Raw genomic sequence first — 19,997 nt, 5'->3', positions numbered from 1 at the left:
CTAACTACTACTATCTAATTACTGCTGATCTAATAAAAACATTTTAGGTGCCTATATCGGCGGTGTCTACCTCTTCCCATTCCGAACAGAGAAGTCAAGCCCGCCAGAGCCGATGGTATTGCCGTAACAGGTGGGAGAGTAGGTCGGTGCCTTTTTTTATACAGAAGCCTTTGCTATACAGCAGAGGCTTTTTTGTGTTTATACCTTTTTTATGCTGAGAGCATAGCTATTCCTGTTCTTTCGGTAACTTCTGCAGACCCGTCATGCTCATCATTTAACCTATTCAGCTTCTACATCTTCTTCCTATCGGACAAACATAATGGCAGCTTCTGCTTATTCTTCTTTACTTAGTAAAGAGCACTTTTCCCGCCAAAAAACTTCTTGTTATTGAACTATTTTCTTTTTTCGGATAGTTGCTTAGAGGATTTGGTGAAAAGATACAGTACCACCCTTGCTTGACAAACTGAATTAGTTTCAGAATCATAGAAGACTACTCTGTTTATAAATAAGTAATTAACTGCCTATTGAAAGAAGGATTTAAGTTTTCTAATTTAAATTGTAACCACGATTTTACCAGCTCCTTTAATCATTCGCATAGAGACATGTGCTTGTAAATTCATCATATTATTTATTATAATTAGGATGTAATTCACTTTTCTAAGTATAAATGAATTATTTTTTAATCTAAAAAGCTGTTCGATGCTGCCTATTAGATATTGAGATAAAGTGTATTGAACTCATTTTTTGTTGCTATTATAACATAATCCTAGAATTTTGTATAGTGAATAACAAGAAAATAATTGAAATCTACATAAAAATAGATAAGGAATTGTTGTTATTTTTTGATGAGTTGACAATAATCTATATGCAATAGGTACAAAAATGCGCTGATGATGGGTGGGCGAATTGTATTTTTAACCAGGTATTTTAGACTTGTTGATGCATTAAGAAAGCATTGACATGATATAATACCCGTATAATATGGATATATGCTGTGGGATATGGGAAGAAAATGTATCCTTATCACTTCTTTTCAAAAAAAGTATTTTGATTTTTTGCAGGAATTTATTTTCTAAATGCAAGTTTATGATGTGTATTTATTAAGAAAATCCGATTCTTTTAAGAATCGGAATGAGTAATTGCTGTAAAGTATCATCCTTATAGGAATAAAAAGATAGATATTAGGCTAGAATCTTTTATACTGCTTAAGTACATTGAAGACTTCAGATTCGTAATTATTATGATTTTGAAGTCTTCAATGTAGCTACGCCTACAAATGAATCATCCAATGTTACAGTTAGTTAACCTTATTATGGAGAAATAAGCGAAAAAAGATTAGGAAGTGATTATAAAAAGTCCCTATCTTTGCACCACTCCGCAAGGGAGGAACGGCTGATCCGAAAGGATGGGCACTGAAAAAAGAAGGGTTTAATGAAGATTGAACGCAGAAACAGGAGGAAGACAAAAAAATAAATTTTCACATTTATTTTGGAGAAACCAAAAAGATTTCTACCTTTGCAGTCCCAACGGAAACGAAGGGAAACAGAAACAAGATCGATAACGGCGCAATGCCGACATCATAAAAGCCGAAGCGAGATGCGGAAGCGACAGAAGTTCTTTAAAAATATAATCATGTAACGTAACGAGTAGTGTTGAGAAACGACGAAAGTTAAAAAAATCAACCTGTTCAATTTTAGAATTAGAAATTAAAATACAAGACAATTCTATTTATTATAAATAGTCTTGATCTTACACTTCATTTTACAATGGAGAGTTTGATCCTGGCTCAGGATGAACGCTAGCGGCAGGCCTAATACATGCAAGTCGGACGGGATTCAGGGAGTAGCTTGCTACGAACTGATGAGAGTGGCGCACGGGTGCGTAACGCGTGAGCAACCTACCCATATCAGGGGGATAGCCTCTCGAAAGAGAGATTAACACCGCATAACATCATTTACCGGCATCGGTTTTTGATCAAATATTTATAGGATATGGATGGGCTCGCGTGACATTAGCTAGTTGGAGAGGTAACGGCTCACCAAGGCTACGATGTCTAGGGGCTCTGAGAGGAGAATCCCCCACACTGGTACTGAGACACGGACCAGACTCCTACGGGAGGCAGCAGTAAGGAATATTGGTCAATGGAGGCAACTCTGAACCAGCCATGCCGCGTGCAGGATGACTGCCCTATGGGTTGTAAACTGCTTTTGTCAGGGAATAAACCTTTCTACGTGTAGAAAGCTGAATGTACCTGAAGAATAAGGATCGGCTAACTCCGTGCCAGCAGCCGCGGTAATACGGAGGATCCAAGCGTTATCCGGATTTATTGGGTTTAAAGGGTGCGTAGGCGGTCCTATAAGTCAGTGGTGAAAGACGGCAGCTTAACTGTCGCAGTGCCTTTGATACTGTAGGACTTGAATCTATTTGAAGTGGGCGGAATAAGACAAGTAGCGGTGAAATGCATAGATATGTCTTAGAACTCCGATTGCGAAGGCAGCTCACTAAGTTAGTATTGACGCTGATGCACGAAAGCGTGGGGATCAAACAGGATTAGATACCCTGGTAGTCCACGCCCTAAACGATGATAACTCGATGTTTGCGATACACAGTAAGCGTCCAAGCGAAAGCGTTAAGTTATCCACCTGGGGAGTACGGTCGCAAGATTGAAACTCAAAGGAATTGACGGGGGCCCGCACAAGCGGAGGAGCATGTGGTTTAATTCGATGATACGCGAGGAACCTTACCCGGGCTTGAAAGTTAGTGAATGATCCAGAGACGGATCAGTCCTTCGGGACACGAAACTAGGTGCTGCATGGCTGTCGTCAGCTCGTGCCGTGAGGTGTTGGGTTAAGTCCCGCAACGAGCGCAACCCCTATGTTTAGTTGCCAGCATGTAATGATGGGGACTCTAAACAGACTGCCAGCGTAAGCTGTGAGGAAGGTGGGGACGACGTCAAGTCATCATGGCCCTTACGTCCGGGGCTACACACGTGCTACAATGGACGGTACAGCGGGCAGCTACATAGCAATATGATGCTAATCTCTAAAAGCCGTTCACAGTTCGGATTGAGGTCTGCAACTCGACCTCATGAAGTTGGATTCGCTAGTAATCGCGTATCAGCAATGACGCGGTGAATACGTTCCCGGGCCTTGTACACACCGCCCGTCAAGCCATGAAAGTTGGGGGTACCTAAAGCATGTAACCGCAAGGAGCGTGTTAGGGTAAAACCGATAATTGGGGCTAAGTCGTAACAAGGTAGCCGTACCGGAAGGTGCGGCTGGAATACCTCCTTTCTAGAGCATTCGGAATTGAAGCTCGTTACGGATACACATGATTTATATAAGAAACAGAAACATTTGAAGAAATGTGCCCATCCCTGAAAATGGATGGTCCAGAGAGATAGAATGATAAGCTAGTCCCGTAGCTCAGTTGGTTAGAGCACTACACTGATAATGTAGGGGTCAGCAGTTCAAATCTGCTCGGGACTACCATCTAGATTTGAGATGACAGATATGAGATCTGAGACGTAAAGTCTGCTTTCTCTGTTCCGGAATCTATAATCTACACCACGGGGAATTAGCTCAGCTGGCTAGAGCACCTGCCTTGCACGCAGGGGGTCATCGGTTCGACTCCGATATTCTCCACATCCTTAGACGTGGGACACAGGATAAGAGACATTAGACACTTTATAGTTTCTGATATCTCAGATCTGATATCTCCGATCTAAAAGAAGAGTTCTTTGACATATTGAAAGAAAAAAAATTACAAGAGAAGACAACAGTAGAGACAATACTGTGATGTGCTCGATGTATTATGAAGACCCTCGGTCAAGGCCGAACGGATTAATGCGTAGCATCACGGTTATATATCAAAAAGCAACCCATAGTAGCAAAAGGGCTATGAGGTGAAGAAAGTAAATAAGGGCACACGGGGGATGCCTAGGCTCTCAGAGGCGATGAAGGACGTGATAAGCTGCGATAAGCTTCGGGGATTAGCAAATGTGAGTTTGATCCGAAGATTTCCGAATGGGGCAACCTAGCATACTGAAGGTATGTTGTAAAATACGCGAACGCGCTGAACTGAAACATCTAAGTAGGCGTAGGAGAAGAAAATAATAATGATTTCCCAAGTAGTGGCGAGCGAACGGGAAAGAGCCCAAACCAATAATGTTACGGCATTTTTGGGGTTGTAGGGCTGCGATATGGCATTAGCAAACAGAAGTGGAATGGGATGGGAAGCCCAGCGATACACGGTGATAGCCCTGTACACGTATAGAATGCTAGCCTAGCAGTACCCTGAGTACCGCGGGGTCGGAGACGCCCTGTGGGAATCTGTCAGCACCATCTGATAAGGCTAAATACTCCTGAGAGACCGATAGTGAACTAGTACCGTGAGGGAAAGGTGAAAAGAACCTCGAACAGAGGAGTGAAAAGAACCTGAAACCGTGTGCTTACAAGCGGTCGGAGCTGGCAGGTCCAGTGACGGCGTGCCTTTTGCATAATGAGCCTACGAGTTACTCTTGTCTGGCAAGGTTAAGTGGTTCAGCCACGCAGCCGAAGCGAAAGCGAGTCTTAATAGGGCGCATAGTCAGATGAGGTAGACGCGAAACCTTGTGATCTACCCTTGGGCAGGTTGAAGTTGCAGTAACATGTAATGGAGGACCGAACCGATAAACGTTGAAAAGTTTCCGGATGACCTGAGGGTAGGGGTGAAAGGCTAATCAAACTGGGAAATAGCTCGTACTCCCCGAAATGTTTTTAGGAACAGCGTCGGCATGGAGTCTTATAGAGGTAGAGCTACCGATTGGGTGCGGGGGAGTCAAATCCTACCAAATCCAGACGAACTCCGAATGCTATAAGATATGGCCGGCAGTGAGGCTTTGGGTGCTAAGGTCCAAGGCCGAGAGGGAAAGAACCCAGACCATCAGCTAAGGTCCCTAAATATACGCTAAGTTGAACTAACGAGGTCCGACTGCACAGACAGCTAGGATGTTGGCTTGGAAGCAGCCATTCATTTAAAGAGTGCGTAACAGCTCACTAGTCGAGCGGTCGGGCGTGGATAATAAACGGGCATCAAGTGTATTACCGAAGCTATGGATTCATGCATTATATGTATGTCTGGTAGGGGAGCATTCTATTTACGGAGAAGCGGTCTGGTAATGGGCCGTGGAGTTGATAGAAAAGCAAATGTAGGCATAAGTAACGATAAGGCGGGTGAGAAACCCGCCCACCGAAAGACTAAGGTTTCCTGATCAACGCTAATCGGATCAGGGTTAGTCGGGGCCTAAGGCGCATCCGAAGGGAGTAAGCCGATGGACAACTGGTTAATATTCCAGTACTTTTTATAACTGCGATGTGGTGACGGAGTAGTGACACTGCCGCGAACTGACGGAATAGTTCGTTAAAAGGCGTAGGTATAGGGACGGTAGGCAAATCCGCCGACCCTGCTGAAACCCAATAGTACAGCAAAGCTTCGGCGGCGCTGATAGAGCAGGTAAACAGACTTCCAAGAAAACCCGCTAAGCTTCAGGTTATAAAAACCCGTACCGTAAACCGACACAGGTAGTCGAGGAGAGAATCCTAAGGTGCTCGAGTGAATCATGGCTAAGGAACTCGGCAAAATGGCCCTGTAACTTCGGGAGAAGGGGCGCTTCCTCCAGCGATGGAGAAGCCGCAGTGAAAAGGCCCAGGCGACTGTTTAACAAAAACATATGGCTTTGCAAAATCGAAAGATGAAGTATAAGGCCTGACACCTGCCCGGTGCTGGAAGGTTAAGAGGGGATGTCATCGCAAGAGAAGCATTGAATCGAAGCCCCAGTAAACGGCGGCCGTAACTATAACGGTCCTAAGGTAGCGAAATTCCTTGTCGGGTAAGTTCCGACCTGCACGAATGGTGTAACGATCTGGGCGCTGTCTCAGCCATGAGCTCGGTGAAATTGTGGTATCGGTGAAGACGCCGATTACCCGCAACGGGACGGAAAGACCCCATGCACCTTCACTATAGCTTAACATTGAAATTGGGTACAGGATGTGTAGGATAGGCGGGAGATGTTGAAGTGGCTTCGCCAGGAGTCATGGAATCAACCTTGAAATACCGCCCTTTCTGTATTCGGTTTCTAACTCGGTTATGCCGAGGACATTGTTTGGTGGGTAGTTTGACTGGGGTGGTCGCCTCCAAAAAGGTAACGGAGGCTTTCAAAGGTAAGCTCAGTACGCTTGGTAACCGTACGAGGAGTGCAATGGCATAAGCTTGCTTGACTGTGAGACCAACAAGTCGAACAGGGTCGAAAGACGGACATAGTGATCCGGTGGTTCTGTATGGAAGGGCCATCGCTCAAAGGATAAAAGGTACGCTGGGGATAACAGGCTGATCTCCCCCAAGAGCTCATATCGACGGGGAGGTTTGGCACCTCGATGTCGGCTCGTCACATCCTGGGGCTGGAGAAGGTCCCAAGGGTTGGGCTGTTCGCCCATTAAAGTGGCACGCGAGCTGGGTTCAGAACGTCGCGAGACAGTTCGGTCCCTATCTGTTGTGGGCGTTGGAAGTTTGAGTGGATCTGTCCTTAGTACGAGAGGACCGGGATGGACTGACCGCTGGTAAACCAGTTATGCCGCCAGGTGTACGGCTGGGTAGCTACGTCGGGAATAGATAAGCGCTGAAAGCATCTAAGTGCGAAACTAGCCACGAGATGAGACTTCCTTATAGGGCCGTAGTAGACTACTACGTTGATAGGTTGCAGGTGTAAAGGTAGAAATACCATAGCTGAGCAATACTAATCACCCGAAGCTTTCTCAAGCAACGCAAACACTGTTGTCTTCCTCTTTTAGTTTTTCTTTCAATTGTCTATAGATAATGCTTTTTAAAGAGCATATATCACATAAAAACATTTTAGGTGCCTATATCGGCGGTGTCTACCTCTTCCCATTCCGAACAGAGAAGTCAAGCCCGCCAGAGCCGATGGTATTGCCGTAACAGGTGGGAGAGTAGGTCGGTGCCTTTTTTTATACAGAAGCCTTTGCTATACAGCAGAGGCTTTTTTGTGTTTATACCTTTTTTATGCTGAGAGCATAGCTATTCCTGTTCTTTCGGTAACTTCTGCAGACCCGTCATGCTCATCATTTAACCTATTCAGCTTCTACATCTTCTTCCTATCGGACAAACATAATGGCAGCTTCTGCTTTTATGATATACATACCCATGCTTATAACCCCATTAGTTTCAGAATCCATAATTATTACTTATTGATTGCTCCTCATAGTGGCATTAGATTCTTTTAATATGTTGATTGATTCTTCAACATATTACTAGGATTGTGTTCAGTTTGATAACACATTATTATTTCATAGTATATTTTAATAATTCATAAGATATGCCAACGAGCTCTTCAGATTGAGGTTTATTAATCCAAAAGAAGGACTTCAGAAATGATTTTTATTTTAATAACAGATACACGTCTCTGCGTTTCATGATAAGAGAATTCAGGATGCTATAAATTATAATTCAGAAGTTTCTTCATTTAATTATGAACAAGATTATTAGATGTAACTAATTGGTTACTAGAATTTGAGAAATATCTGAATGCTGGATGTCACTTTGCAAACGGTTGTTTATTTTAAGCAAACGATTGCTTTGTTTTTTTATTTTTAATTACCGATTTTCTAGTGTATTCTTGTTATAGAAAAGGTCTACGGCTGATTCTATAACTAATTATTGAACGACTGTTATCATTAAGTTTGATAATCATTTCAAAGACTGTTTAGTTTGTTTTAAAATAGGTGATTTTAGAGGGGCTTTCTATGGCCCCTTTAATTTTGTATGTAAATTAATCTATCAAAATATGAATTCTAATAGAAGAGATTTCTTAAAGAAAGCGGGTATCTTATCATCTGTAGCGGTGACATTACCAACTTTAAATTCCAATGTATTGGCCGCAACAAAATTCAACATGTCCGGTCATGCGGCCCCTAAGATTGATAAAGTGCGTGCAGCAGTTATTGGTTTAGGAATGCGTGGTCCTGGTGCTGTGGATCGTTTGTCTTACATTGATGGTGTTGAGATCGTTGCGTTATGTGATAAACATGCAGATCGTGTAGAACGGGCTCAAGGTATCCTGCGTAAGAAATCGCTGAAAGATGCAAAATCTTATTCTGGTGAAGAGGGATGGAAAGACATGCTGAAAAATGAGAAATTGGATTTAGTTTATATCTGTTCTCCATGGGACTATCATACTCCCATGAGTATCGGCGCAATGAAAGCTGGTGCGCATGTTGCGTGTGAAGTGCCGATTGCCTTAACTCTTAAAGACTGTTGGGAAGTGGTTCGCGTATCAGAAGAAACGAAAAAACATTGTATGATGTTGGAGAACTGTTGCTATGATTTCTTTGAAATGCTAACATTAAACATGACGCGTCAAGGTCTATTTGGTGAGCTGTTACATGGCGAAGGAGCATATATTCACGATTTATTGGACTTAAATTTTGCGAAAAATGGTTACGATAATATGTGGAGATTGCGTGAAAATATTAAGTTAAATGGTAACTTATATCCAACACATGGTTTAGGTCCGGTTGCGCAATGTATGAATATAAACCGTGGTGATAAAATGAATCATTTAGTTGCTATGTCTACAAATGATTTCCAAATGGGCGCTAAAGCGAAAGAATTGGCAGCAAAAGATTCTTTTTATCAAGAATTTGTTGGTAAGAACTTCCGTGGTAATATGAATACAACTTTAATCCGTACAGAATTGGGTAAGACAATTATGTTGCAACATGATGTGACTTCGCCAAGACCATATTCTAGATTACATACATTAAGCGGTACAAAAGGTTATGCGCAGAAATATCCTGATGAAAATATTGCGTTTGGACATGAATTTATCTCTAAAGATAAAATGAAAGAACTGTATGCTAAATATACACCTGAACTAGTGAAATTTATTGGTGAGCAGGCAAAACAGGTAGGTGGTCATGGTGGAATGGATTTCATGATGGACTGGAGATTAATAGATTGTTTGCGCAATGGTTTACCATTGGATCAAGATGTTTATGATGCAGCTTCTTGGAGTTGTATCGTTCCTTTAAGTTTTGATTCTGTAAAAAACAACTCTAGAACGGTCAATATTCCTGATTTTACTAAAGGTGCATGGAAAACGAATAAGCCTGTAGATATCACTTTAAATGGTGGTGGTACAACGAAAATACGTTCAAAAGAAGGTAAAGTAAGCGGTGTTCAATTAGACGTATAATCTTTTTGTTAACTATTAGAAAGGGAGAGCGGTTATTGTTCTCCCTTTTTTATTGACGATCGTTTCACTTCTTGTTTAAAAATATCTAAATTGTAACTTTATTTGTTATCGACCGACCTATGTACAGGAATATATTCTTTTGTGTCCCATGTTTTGTCTTATTGACTTCATGCTTCAGTAACAGTAAGCCGAAAGGTAATACTGCCGATCTCTTTGTTTCGCAGGATTCTTCCCGCTGTTATATGGCAACAAATATTCCCTCTCGATTTTCGAATTTAGATACTGCGCATCATATCGTTGAAGGGGCTGGTATTGATCAAGTTAAAATGGTCAAGGTTACAGGTGGATATTTTATGATGGGTTCGGATCAGTTTGTTGATGCTAAACCAGTTCATGAAGTTAAAATCAATGATTTTTTAATTGATGAACATGAAGTAACAAATGGTCAATTTGAAGCATTTGTAAAAGCGACCGGTTATGTAACTGTGGCTGAAAGACCGTTAGATCCAAAGGAATTTCCAGGTGTAGATCCGGCGATGTTAAAGCCAGGTTCTGCTATTTTTTCACCACCAAAAGAGGTTCAAGGTTTAACCAATCATCTGCAGTGGTGGTCTTATGTCGTAGGGGCTAATTGGAAGCATCCTGAAGGTCCAAATACCAGTATTGAGGGTAAAGAGGACTTTCCTGTTGTACACATTGCTTATCAAGATGCTGAAGCCTATGCAAAGTGGGCAGGAAAACGTTTACCAACAGAAGCCGAATGGGAATACGCAGCACGTGCTCGTACATCAAATCCGATGACCTATTATTGGGGAAATGAATTGTTGGATAATGATCGTTATTTGGCTAATATTTTTCAAGGACAGTTTCCTGTTCTCAATACGAAGTTAGATGGTTACATCGGTACGTCGCCAGTTAAAGCTTTTCCTGCAAATTCAATCGGTCTGTATGATATGGAAGGGAATGTTTGGGAATGGTGCGCTGACTTTTATCGTCCTGATTATTATGCAAAAAGTACTGCCGATAATCCTAAAGGTCCAACTGATGCATATGATCCCGATGAACCGGGGGCTGTAAAACGAGTACAACGGGGTGGATCGTTTCTCTGCAATGATCAATATTGTGAGCGTTATAAAGCAGGTAGCCGGGGAAAGGGTGAGATTAATAGTCCGACAAACAATGTAGGATTTAGATGCGTTAAAGACATTTAACTCGTGAACAAATATGATCCTATAAAAAAAGCCTTCTTAAATAAATAAGAAGGCTTTTTTATGCAATAAGAGTTTAAGCTTATTTCGATAAGAACATCGATTTTTTAGCAACTAAATCTCTAAAGTAAGGGTCATTTAAATCTTTGATGAAACGGATAGCTTCACCTGTAGACTTCATTTCTGGACCTAACTGTTTATCAACTTCAGGGAATTTAGAGAACGAGAATACAGGTTCTTTGATTGCCCAACCTTGTAATTTGCGCTCGATTTTGAAATCTTTCAATTTGTTTACGCCTAACATGATTTTTGTTGCGATGTTGATGTAAGGTACATCGTATGCTTTAGCGATAAAAGGAACTGTACGAGATGCACGTGGGTTTGCTTCGATTACATATACATTTTCACCTTTCACGGCGAATTGAATATTTAATAGCCCTCTTACATCTAATGCTTTCGCTAATTTGATCGAATACTCTGCCATTTTATCTTGTACAGCTTGTGATAAGCTAAATGGAGGTAGTACTGCGTAAGAGTCACCAGAGTGGATACCTGCAGGTTCGATGTGTTCCATCATACCAATGATGTGTACATCTTCACCATCACAGATGGAATCAGATTCTGCTTCTTCAGCACGATCCAAGAAGTGGTCAATTAGGACACGGTTTCCAGGAAGGTTTTTCAATAAGTTAACAACTGCTTTCTCTAAGTCATCATCGTTGATCACGATGCTCATTCCTTGACCACCTAGTACATATGATGGACGAACAAGAACTGGATATCCAACTTCGTTCGCAACTTTGATTGCTTCTTCTGCCGACTCAGCTACACCATACTTAGGATAAGGAATATCCAAAGATTTCAATAGATCTGAGAAACGACCGCGATCTTCAGCTAAATCCATATTTTGGAAATCTGTTCCGATGATCTTAACACCAAGTGCTTCTAATTGATCAGCCATTTTAAGAGCTGTCTGACCACCTAATTGAACGATAACACCTACTGGTTTCTCTAATTCAATAATTTCGCGAACATGTTCCCAGAATACTGGCTCAAAGTATAATTTATCAGCCATGTTGAAGTCCGTTGAAACCGTCTCTGGGTTACAGTTAACCATGATTGCTTCGAATCCTGCTTCTTTAGCAGCTAATAAACCGTGTACACAAGAGTAATCAAATTCGATACCTTGACCGATACGGTTAGGACCTGAACCTAATACAACAATTTTTTTCTTATCAGAAGCTACTGATTCGTTTTCTTCTTCAAAAGTAGAGTAGTAGTATGGTGTTTGCGCAGGGAATTCCGCAGCACAAGTATCAACCATTTTATAAACACGGCTAATGCCTAATGCCTTACGACGGTCATATACTTCATCTTCCGTTACATTTCCTAATAACCAAGAGATTTGGATATCTGAATAACCTTTTTGTTTCAAGGTCATGAAGAAGTCTTTTGGAATATTGTTCAATTGGTAGCGGCGAAGTTCTGTTTCTAAGGCTACTAATTCTTGAATTTGTACTAAGTACCATTTATCGATACGGGTTGCTTTGCGGATAGATTCCAATGGAACACCCAATTCAAACGCATCTTTGATATGAAACAGACGATCACCACTTGGATGCTCAAGGCTATGCATGATCTCTTCTAAATTGCGTAATTGACGACCATCAGCTCCTAAACCTGCGCGGTTTGTTTCTAATGATTGACATGCTTTTTGAAGTGCTTCGATAAAAGTACGGCCGATTGCCATTACTTCACCTACCGCTTTCATCTGCAAACCTAATTCCGTATTTGCTCCTTTGAATTTATCAAAGTTGAAACGAGGTACTTTTACGATTACATAATCTAAAGTTGGCTCGAAGTAAGCTGACGTTGTTTTTGTGATTTGGTTTTGTAATTCATCCAAATTGTAACCAATCGCTAATTTAGCAGCAATTTTTGCAATGGGGTAACCCGTTGCTTTAGATGCTAATGCTGAAGAGCGAGATACACGAGGGTTGATTTCGATTGCGATGATGTCTTCATCCTCCGGATTAACAGAGAACTGTACGTTACAACCTCCTGCAAAGTTACCAATAGAACGCATCATCAGGATTGCTTGATTACGCATGTCTTGGTAGCATTTGTCGGATAAAGTCATCCCTGGAGCAACCGTGATTGAGTCACCTGTATGGATTCCCATCGGATCAAAGTTCTCAATAGTACAGATGATAATTACGTTATCATTGGTATCACGTAATAACTCTAATTCGAATTCTTTCCAGCCTAATACTGCTTTTTCAACTAATACTTCGTGAGTAGGAGAAGCACTTAAACCTCTACTAAGAGCTGCGTCGAATTCATCTTTCGAGTGTACAAATCCGCCACCAGTACCAGCTAAGGTATAAGAAGGACGAATCACTAATGGATAACCAATTTCTTGCGCTGCTTCTTTACCTTCTAAGAAAGAGTTAGCGATTTTCGAAGGTGCTACACCTACACCGATATCAATCATTAATTGACGGAACTCTTCACGGTTTTCTGTTTTTTCAATTGCAGCAACATCAACACCGATAACTTTAACGTCGTATTTTTCCCATAGTCCGATGTTTGAAGCTTCGATACATAAGTTTAACGCTGTTTGGCCACCCATAGTAGGTAGAACGGCGTCAATCTTTTGTTCTTTAAGAATTTCTTCAATACTTTCTACAGTTAAAGGAAGTAAATAAACGTGGTCTGCAATGACTTTATCAGTCATAATCGTTGCAGGGTTCGAGTTGATGATGGAAACTTCAATGCCTTCTTCTTTTAGAGAAAGGGCTGCTTGAGATCCCGAATAATCAAATTCACAGGCTTGACCAATTACAATTGGACCTGATCCAATGATTAAAACCGATTTAATGGAGGTGTTTCTTGGCATTATATCTAGTTCAAAAAATAAAATTTCAAAGTATGAACAAAGACAATCAAAAATGCGCTTCGAGAAGGGTATATTCCGACCGCTTTGTCGGAGTGCAAAATTACATTATTTTATTTGATTTTCCGATATTTATTTTCAGATAAATCATTTATGTACGGGAAGATAGTCAAAAAGAGAGCAACAGCACATTTTTGTAATACCGCTGCTCTCTGTAAAGAATGCATTATTTAATAGACAATCAGCTCATCCGCAAATAGAAATCCTTTTTTCGGATTTGTTGCTACGACACGTACAAAACGTGCTTGTTGAGGCTTCGCTAATTTCAATTCAAACCGTTTGAAAGTTAAGGTTGGGTCTTGATCAGAAACGTCGTTCTGTACGATACCGACCTCTCTGAAAGTTCGACCATTTTCGGATAATAAAACTTTAAATTCTCCAGGCATATATACGCCAGGACCTGTAATCTGCATGAAATTCATGGCAACACTATTGATCTCTTCACGTCGCTCGAAATCAACAACAACATCAAGATCTTTTAAAAATCCTTGCCATTGCCCATCTTGGTATGTTAACCCGCCTTTAACACCGTTTGTTAATGTCAGTTCTTTCTGTGCAGGATATCCATCGTCCCATTTATTTGTATAAGAAACAGCTTTTCCTATTGCTTTATGAACATCCAGTTGGATCGTTTCGATGGGTCCGACCTGAGTTGAATCTAAAAAGTAAGCTGCTTTAACAATCGTAGGAACAGAGAGATCAAATGAATTGTTATAAGGGGTTGCTTGATAAGTGGGTTTTGATCCATCTATCGTAAATCGGATATTATCTGCATGTAATTGTTCGGTCGTTAATGTTACCGTATTTGAGGCCTTCTTTGCATCAAAATCTACGGAAGCTTTTACATTGTACGATGGTCGATAATAATTGATATCGAAGTGCTGTAAAATTTTATAGTGTGATTGCAGTCTTTTATGGAAGTTCGGCCAATTTTTTAGATCAGCTTTTGTCCAGACAACTTCAGCTAAAGCTAATGTTCTTGGAAAAGCCATGTATTCTAATTGTTGATAATTAGGCATGTATTCTGCCCATAAATTTGCCTGAGCACCTAAAACATGCTTAATTTTATCTTGCTGAATAGCAGCTGGAATAGGGTTGTATTCATAGACTTTATTGATAGGAAGGTATCCGCCAATTGTTTCAGGTTGCGTTCTAGGGTCCGTTTGGTATGAATCAAAATAAAGGTGGGATCCTGGGGTCATGATGACATCGTGTCCTGCATTAGCCGAATTGATACCTCCTGATTCGCCTCTCCAGCTCATCACAGTAGCACCTTTTGTCAATCCTCCTTCTAAGATTTCGTCCCAGCCGATAATTTTACGACCTTTAGATTGGACATATTCATCCATCTGTTTAATCAAGTAACTTTGAAGTTCTTCTTCAGATTTTAAACCTTCTTTTGCTTTTAAAGCTTGACATTTAGGACAGGTTTTCCAATGTTTCTTATCGGCCTCATCTCCTCCAATATGAATGTAAGGTGAAGGAAATATGGCAATAACTTCATCCAGTACATTTTTTAAAAACTCATAAGTTTTCTCATTACCGACACAGAATTCAGATTGTGTATACGGTTTACCGGAGCAGGATAATTCGGGGTAAATGGCTAAAACTTCTTCAGAGTGTCCAGGCATTTCAACTTCAGGAATGACATTAATCCCCCGTTGCGCGGCATAGGCTACGAGTTCTCGGGCTTGATCCTGTGTATAGAATCCACCACTTGCATTTGGAGTTCCTGCATCCACATATTGACGGCCATTGTTCCACCAGTCTTTCCATTTTACATGCGTGCGCCACGCCGCTTTATTGGTTAATTCTGGGTATTTCTTAATCTCTAATCTCCATCCCGCTCCATCAGTCAAATGCCAGTGCAGATTATTCAATTTGTAGAGAGCCATAACATCTACAAATTTCTTCATAATAGGGAAAGGAATAAAATGACGTGAAGGATCTAAATGTAATCCGCGATATGAAAAACTTGGTTGATCTTCGATATCCACAGCATTTATCTGAGCAGGATCGTCCTGTAAGTAGCCGAGTTGAACAAGTGTGTAAATGGCATTGATGACAGGGGCAACTTCATGAGCTAAGATAACAATTCCTTTATCAGTAATACCGATGCGATAGGCTGCTTTATCTAGTTTATCTGTTTCCTCAGCTTTTAAGATGCGAATTCCTTCTTTGGGGGCTTTCTTTATCTTTTTTACAATTTCGGTCGTAATAGATGTTATAGCCGGATGTTCCGTTAGTAACTGACTGGCATTTATGAATTCTTCTGAAACATAAACTTTTGGAAAAGCTGGAATTTGATAAGAACCAACTGCTAGTGTAAGACTGCTGGGTTTCGGTATTAAGTCAAAATTTTGCTGAGCAAATATTTTTAGGGGTAAAAGTCCCGCTAAAAGTACCAAAGTTACTGAATGGCTAAATCGCATGTGAATTGGTATTTAATATGATGTTTTACAAATATCATAAAAAAAACAATACGTTCAACTGTATGATATGTGGTGACAATGGTTATTATGATAGTATTCAAACAAAATGTCGATAAAAAATTACATTTATAATCATTAACTTTGCATCATGATTGAACTTCCAGTTATCCCTGCAACACAAACACAGCGTAAGCCAGATTGGTTGCGTGTAAAATTGCCAGTTGGTAAAGAATATAGACATGTAAGAGGACTAGTAGACGAGCATAAGCTACATACGATCTGTGAGAGTGGAAACTGTCCTAATATGGGTGAGTGTTGGGGTGCAGGAACTGCTACATTCATGATTTTAGGCAATATTTGTACACGTTCGTGTTCGTTTTGCGCTGTATCAACGGGGCGTCCCAAAGCTGTTGAACTGGATGAACCAGCGCGAGTTGCTAATTCGGTTAAACTGATGCAGGTGAAACATTGTGTCATTACTTCTGTCGATCGTGATGACTTGAAAGATGGGGGGTCTATCATTTGGGCAGAAACAATCAATGCTATTCGTCAAGAAAGTCCTACTACCACTTTAGAGACTTTGATTCCTGATTTTAAAGGACAATGGGAAAATCTTGATCGCGTGCTTGCTGTTCGTCCAGAGGTTGTATCTCACAATATTGAAACCGTAAGACGTTTGACTCGTGAAGTGCGTATTCAAGCAAAATATGATCGTTCATTAGAATGTCTTCGTCGTATTTCTGAAGCCGGTCTGCGTACCAAATCGGGTATTATGCTTGGTTTTGGAGAGACTGAGGAAGATGTTATTGAGACAATGCAAGATTTATTTAATGTAGGGGTTGATATTTTAACAATAGGTCAATACTTACAGCCGACTAAGGCTCATCACCCTGTAGTGGAGTGGGTTACACCTGCGCAGTTTGATAAATATAAAGAAATAGGTTTAAAAATGGGATTCAAATATGTTGAATCTGGTCCATTAGTGAGATCTTCTTATCATGCAGAAAAACATTTGTTTGATATGCAATAGAAGAAAAAATATATGTTAGAAAAGCCCTTACTATAAATAGTAAGGGCTTTTTTTTGTGGTTTTTTGATTTAAAATTGGCATATTTAATTTATGACTGCATTGGAACATTTCAAAACCTTATATCTTATTGATGACGACTTAATGTTGTTGTTTTCTCAGATTATTGAAACAAAGGAATTTTATAAAGGAGATATAATTTTTGAACCTGATAGCTACTTAAAATATATTTATTTTGTAGAATCTGGCTTAACACGGATCTTCTACTATAAGAATGGTAAGGATATTACACATTATTTCTTTGGACCCAATACATTTAGTACAGGTATAGAGAGTGTTTTCTATCAAAAACCCTCTTTATTTGGTTTTCAAGCCTTGACCACATGTAAAATTTCATTCATACCTTTTCAACATATTTTGGAATTAGCAAAGACTCACATTGTCGTGAATCAGATCATTCAAAAAGTTTTACTCGATTCGGTGATCAGTTTCTCCAATCGGTTTTATAATATGCAGTTTCAAACGGCTATGGAACGATACCAATTATTATTAACAGAAAATTCGGAACTTCTTAAAAATGCTTCTCTAGGACATATTGCCTCATATTTAGGGATGTCGCAACAGACTTTATCGGTAATAAGAGGACAACTTGATTAATTTTTTCCTTTTTAAGATATCTTAAAAATTAAATCGTAAAACATACGCATCTTTGTATTGTTACTTAATATACTAATCGACCCTTATGCGAGTTATGAATATGTTAGTTAAAAAGATTTCATGCTTTATATTTTTAATGCCTTTTCTGTTTCAAAATACAACGTTTGGACAGCAAGGTATTAGTCCCCAGCTAAAAGAATTTATTCAAAAGGCAATTCAGAATAATAGCGATATTAAGAATAGTTATTTAGAAAATCAGAAAACCCTTTTAGATAAGAATTCTGTGAGCGGAAAGTTATTACCCCACATATCTGCTATGGGTATGTATGGATATCTCAATGCTAGTGGTGAATTGGATCTTCCAACAAAAACTCTTCCGATCTTGGGACTGAATCTTTTTGAAGGTGCACAAAAATTTAATACCTCTTCTCAGGTTGGCTTTGCAGGTGTAAATGCGACACAGGTTATCTTTAGTGGTCTACAGATTACGAATGGGAAAAAAGCTTTGGATGAAAAGTATAAAGCACAGCAGCTGATGACCGAGGCCGGTTATGAGGGCCTTGCTCAGGAAGTGGTGCAGACTTTCGACCAGATCATGTTATTGAAAGAAGTTGATGCCTTGATTGCTGATTCGGAGAAAAGATTGAATAAGGAGCATCTTAAAGTAGTAAAAGCGATCGAGAATGGTTTGGCTATACCTTACGATCGTGATAAAATTAAATTGGCTATGCTGGAGTTAGAAAGCAAGAAAGCCGAATCGACCAATAGTCGTGAACTCTTATATTTTAAATTGGAGGAATTGACTAAAATGCCTCTAGATAGTCTTAAGACAGTGAGCTATCCATTGGAACTAGCGATTGTAGATCCGGTACAACCTGCTGTAGAGAACAGGAAGGAAATGCAAGCTTTGGCGAGTTCTCAACGTGCGTACGAGTATGTACTGAAAAAAGAAAAGGGTGCAAAATTACCACAGATTTTTGCTTTTGGTAGTGCTTTTTATTTCAACGCCTTTGACACAAAGTTCAAATTCAAAGATGTACCGCTTGCCGGTGATCTTAATTTAAGTGCTAATCATTTTCAGATGGCACCGGGTTTTGCTGTAGGGGTTGGTGTTAAGTGGGATGTATTTGATGGAAATCAACATCGAAATAATATCAAAAAAGCAAATCTGGATCTGGTTATGAATCAGAATAAATGGAATGATACGCGGGATAAACTAATGTTGCTGCAACGTAAGACAAATTCGGATTACCAGTTGTCGATGAAAAAAATGGCGGTGCATGAACAGCAGATAAAAATTGCAAATAATAATCTTTCATTGGCATCAAAGCAATTTGAAGCTGGATTAATAGATGTAACGGAAAGGTTAAGTGCAGAAAATGAGCTTTACAAGCAGTCACTTAGTTTTTATAATCAACTTTTATTACAGCGTACTGCTGTTTTAGAATTATTAAAATCACAAGGAAGTCTTTATCAATCATTAGTGAAATAATTATGAGAAAATATATATCTATACTTGGAATCGCGGCATTAATGCAAAGCTGTAGCAATGAAGCTCCTCTTAAAAATACTTTTGAGGGAAAGATTGAGCGGGATCAGATTGCTGTAACGACCAAGATTCCTGGCAAAATACATCAGATTTTAGTGAGTGAGGGCGATGTTGTGCAGGCTGGTGACACCTTGATGATTTTGGAGTTTCCAGAGGTTGAAGCCAAATCTATTCAGGCTAAAGGGGCTCTTGAGTCTGCTGAGGCGCAATATAAAATGGCTGTAAAAGGAGCAACAGATAATCAGTTGAAGCAATTGCGAGCGAAGCGTGATGGGTTGCGTGAGCAATTTGAATTTGCACAAAAATCACTGAATAGAATGCAAAACCTCATTAAGGACTCTTTGGTTGCTCAACAGCAATACGATGAAGTTTATATGAAATTTCAAGGAGCAAAGAATCAATATTTAGCTGTTCAGGCCGAACTTGCGGATGCTGAAAACGGTGCCCGAATAGAACAGCAGAAAATGGCGCTGGGACAAAAGGAGAGAGCAATAGGGGCAGTATCCGAAGTGGATGTTGCAACGAAGGAACGTTTTATCATCGCGCCTCAAAATATGACAATTGAAACCATAAATTTAAAAGTCGGGGAACTTGCTTTGGCGGGATATAGCTTAATTTCTGGTTACTTGGTGGATGGTACCTATTTTCGGGTTACAATTCCTGAAAAGCAGTTACATAACCTGACGGTAGGAAGTAAGCAGCAACTTTCATTTCCATATTTAGAGAATAAAAAAATAGAAGCTGAGGTGGTTTCCATTAAAACATTGAGTTCTTATGCGAATATTGCTACGGCTTATCCTGATTTTGAACAGCAGGAATCTTTGTTTGAGGTAAAATTGAAACCTGTGCAAAAAGATGGTTCGGATAAATTATTGACTAAGGCGACGTTTATTCTTCATCTTGATAACACAAAATAAGTAT

At 40.0% G+C, this 19,997-nt stretch carries 8 protein-coding genes, 2 tRNA genes and 4 rRNA genes; 12 read left to right on the top strand and 2 right to left on the bottom strand.

The features are described from left to right. Nucleotides 1-43: 43 nt before the first annotated feature. The 8 genes from rrf (M2265_RS13940) (at nt 44) to M2265_RS13905 (ending at nt 10,458) form a co-directional block, all read left to right on the top strand. A 5S ribosomal RNA gene (gene rrf / locus M2265_RS13940) occupies nt 44-155 on the top strand. Nucleotides 156-1,763: 1,608 nt separating this feature from the next. Further along, nucleotides 1,764-3,293, top strand: a 16S ribosomal RNA gene (locus tag M2265_RS13935). 121 nt (nt 3,294-3,414) lie between these two features. After that, a tRNA-Ile gene (locus M2265_RS13930) sits at nt 3,415-3,491 on the top strand. Between the two features lie 79 nt (nt 3,492-3,570). Next, nucleotides 3,571-3,644 (top strand) — tRNA-Ala (locus tag M2265_RS13925). Between the two features lie 263 nt (nt 3,645-3,907). After that, a 23S ribosomal RNA gene (locus M2265_RS13920) occupies nt 3,908-6,795 on the top strand. A 93-nt stretch (nt 6,796-6,888) separates the two neighbouring features. After that, a 5S ribosomal RNA gene (rrf, locus tag M2265_RS13915) occupies nt 6,889-7,000 on the top strand. The 16S, 23S and 5S rRNA genes sit together here with 2 tRNA genes alongside, the layout of an rRNA operon. An 837-nt stretch (nt 7,001-7,837) precedes the next feature. Next, nucleotides 7,838-9,247 (top strand): Gfo/Idh/MocA family protein, encoded by a 1,410-nt coding sequence (locus tag M2265_RS13910; protein ID WP_132772552.1) that lies wholly within the window; start codon nt 7,838-7,840, stop codon nt 9,245-9,247. A gap of 242 nt (nt 9,248-9,489) precedes the next feature. Then, nucleotides 9,490-10,458: a formylglycine-generating enzyme family protein gene (locus M2265_RS13905; protein WP_132772550.1), complete on the top strand. Its 969-nt coding sequence runs from the start codon at nt 9,490-9,492 to the stop codon at nt 10,456-10,458. A 79-nt stretch (nt 10,459-10,537) separates the two neighbouring features. Here the strand turns inward: M2265_RS13905 and carB are convergent, their stop codons facing one another. Both carB and M2265_RS13895 read right to left on the bottom strand, forming a co-directional pair. Then, entirely contained in the window at nt 10,538-13,354 is a 2,817-nt protein-coding gene (gene carB, locus M2265_RS13900; protein ID WP_132772548.1) for a carbamoyl-phosphate synthase large subunit, read from the bottom strand. 227 nt (nt 13,355-13,581) lie between these two features. Continuing rightward, the gene (locus tag M2265_RS13895; protein WP_132772546.1) at nt 13,582-15,843 is read right to left on the bottom strand and encodes a family 20 glycosylhydrolase; all 2,262 of its coding nucleotides are present in this window, start codon (nt 15,841-15,843) and stop codon (nt 13,582-13,584) included. 148 nt (nt 15,844-15,991) lie between these two features. Between M2265_RS13895 and lipA the strand changes: the two genes are divergently transcribed. The 4 genes from lipA (at nt 15,992) to M2265_RS13875 (ending at nt 19,993) form a co-directional block, all read left to right on the top strand. Continuing rightward, complete coding sequence (lipA, locus tag M2265_RS13890; RefSeq protein ID WP_021190648.1) at nt 15,992-16,873, top strand: lipoyl synthase; 882 nt, start codon at nt 15,992-15,994, stop codon at nt 16,871-16,873. A gap of 90 nt (nt 16,874-16,963) precedes the next feature. Then, complete coding sequence (locus M2265_RS13885; protein ID WP_132772544.1) at nt 16,964-17,527, top strand: Crp/Fnr family transcriptional regulator; 564 nt, start codon at nt 16,964-16,966, stop codon at nt 17,525-17,527. Nucleotides 17,528-17,627: 100 nt separating this feature from the next. After that, nucleotides 17,628-19,019, top strand: coding sequence for a TolC family protein (locus M2265_RS13880; RefSeq protein WP_132772542.1), 1,392 nt, complete (start codon nt 17,628-17,630; stop codon nt 19,017-19,019). Nucleotides 19,020-19,021: 2 nt separating this feature from the next. Then, nucleotides 19,022-19,993, top strand: a complete 972-nt coding sequence (locus M2265_RS13875; RefSeq protein WP_132772540.1) for an HlyD family secretion protein — start codon at nt 19,022-19,024, stop codon at nt 19,991-19,993. Nucleotides 19,994-19,997 lie beyond the last annotated feature (4 nt).

Origin of the sequence: Sphingobacterium kitahiroshimense (assembly GCF_025961315.1) — a bacterium.
GTDB lineage: Bacteria > Bacteroidota > Bacteroidia > Sphingobacteriales > Sphingobacteriaceae > Sphingobacterium > Sphingobacterium anhuiense.
The sequence above is the reverse complement of the archived record's forward strand: the minus strand, read 5'-3'. Positions and strand labels throughout refer to the sequence as shown.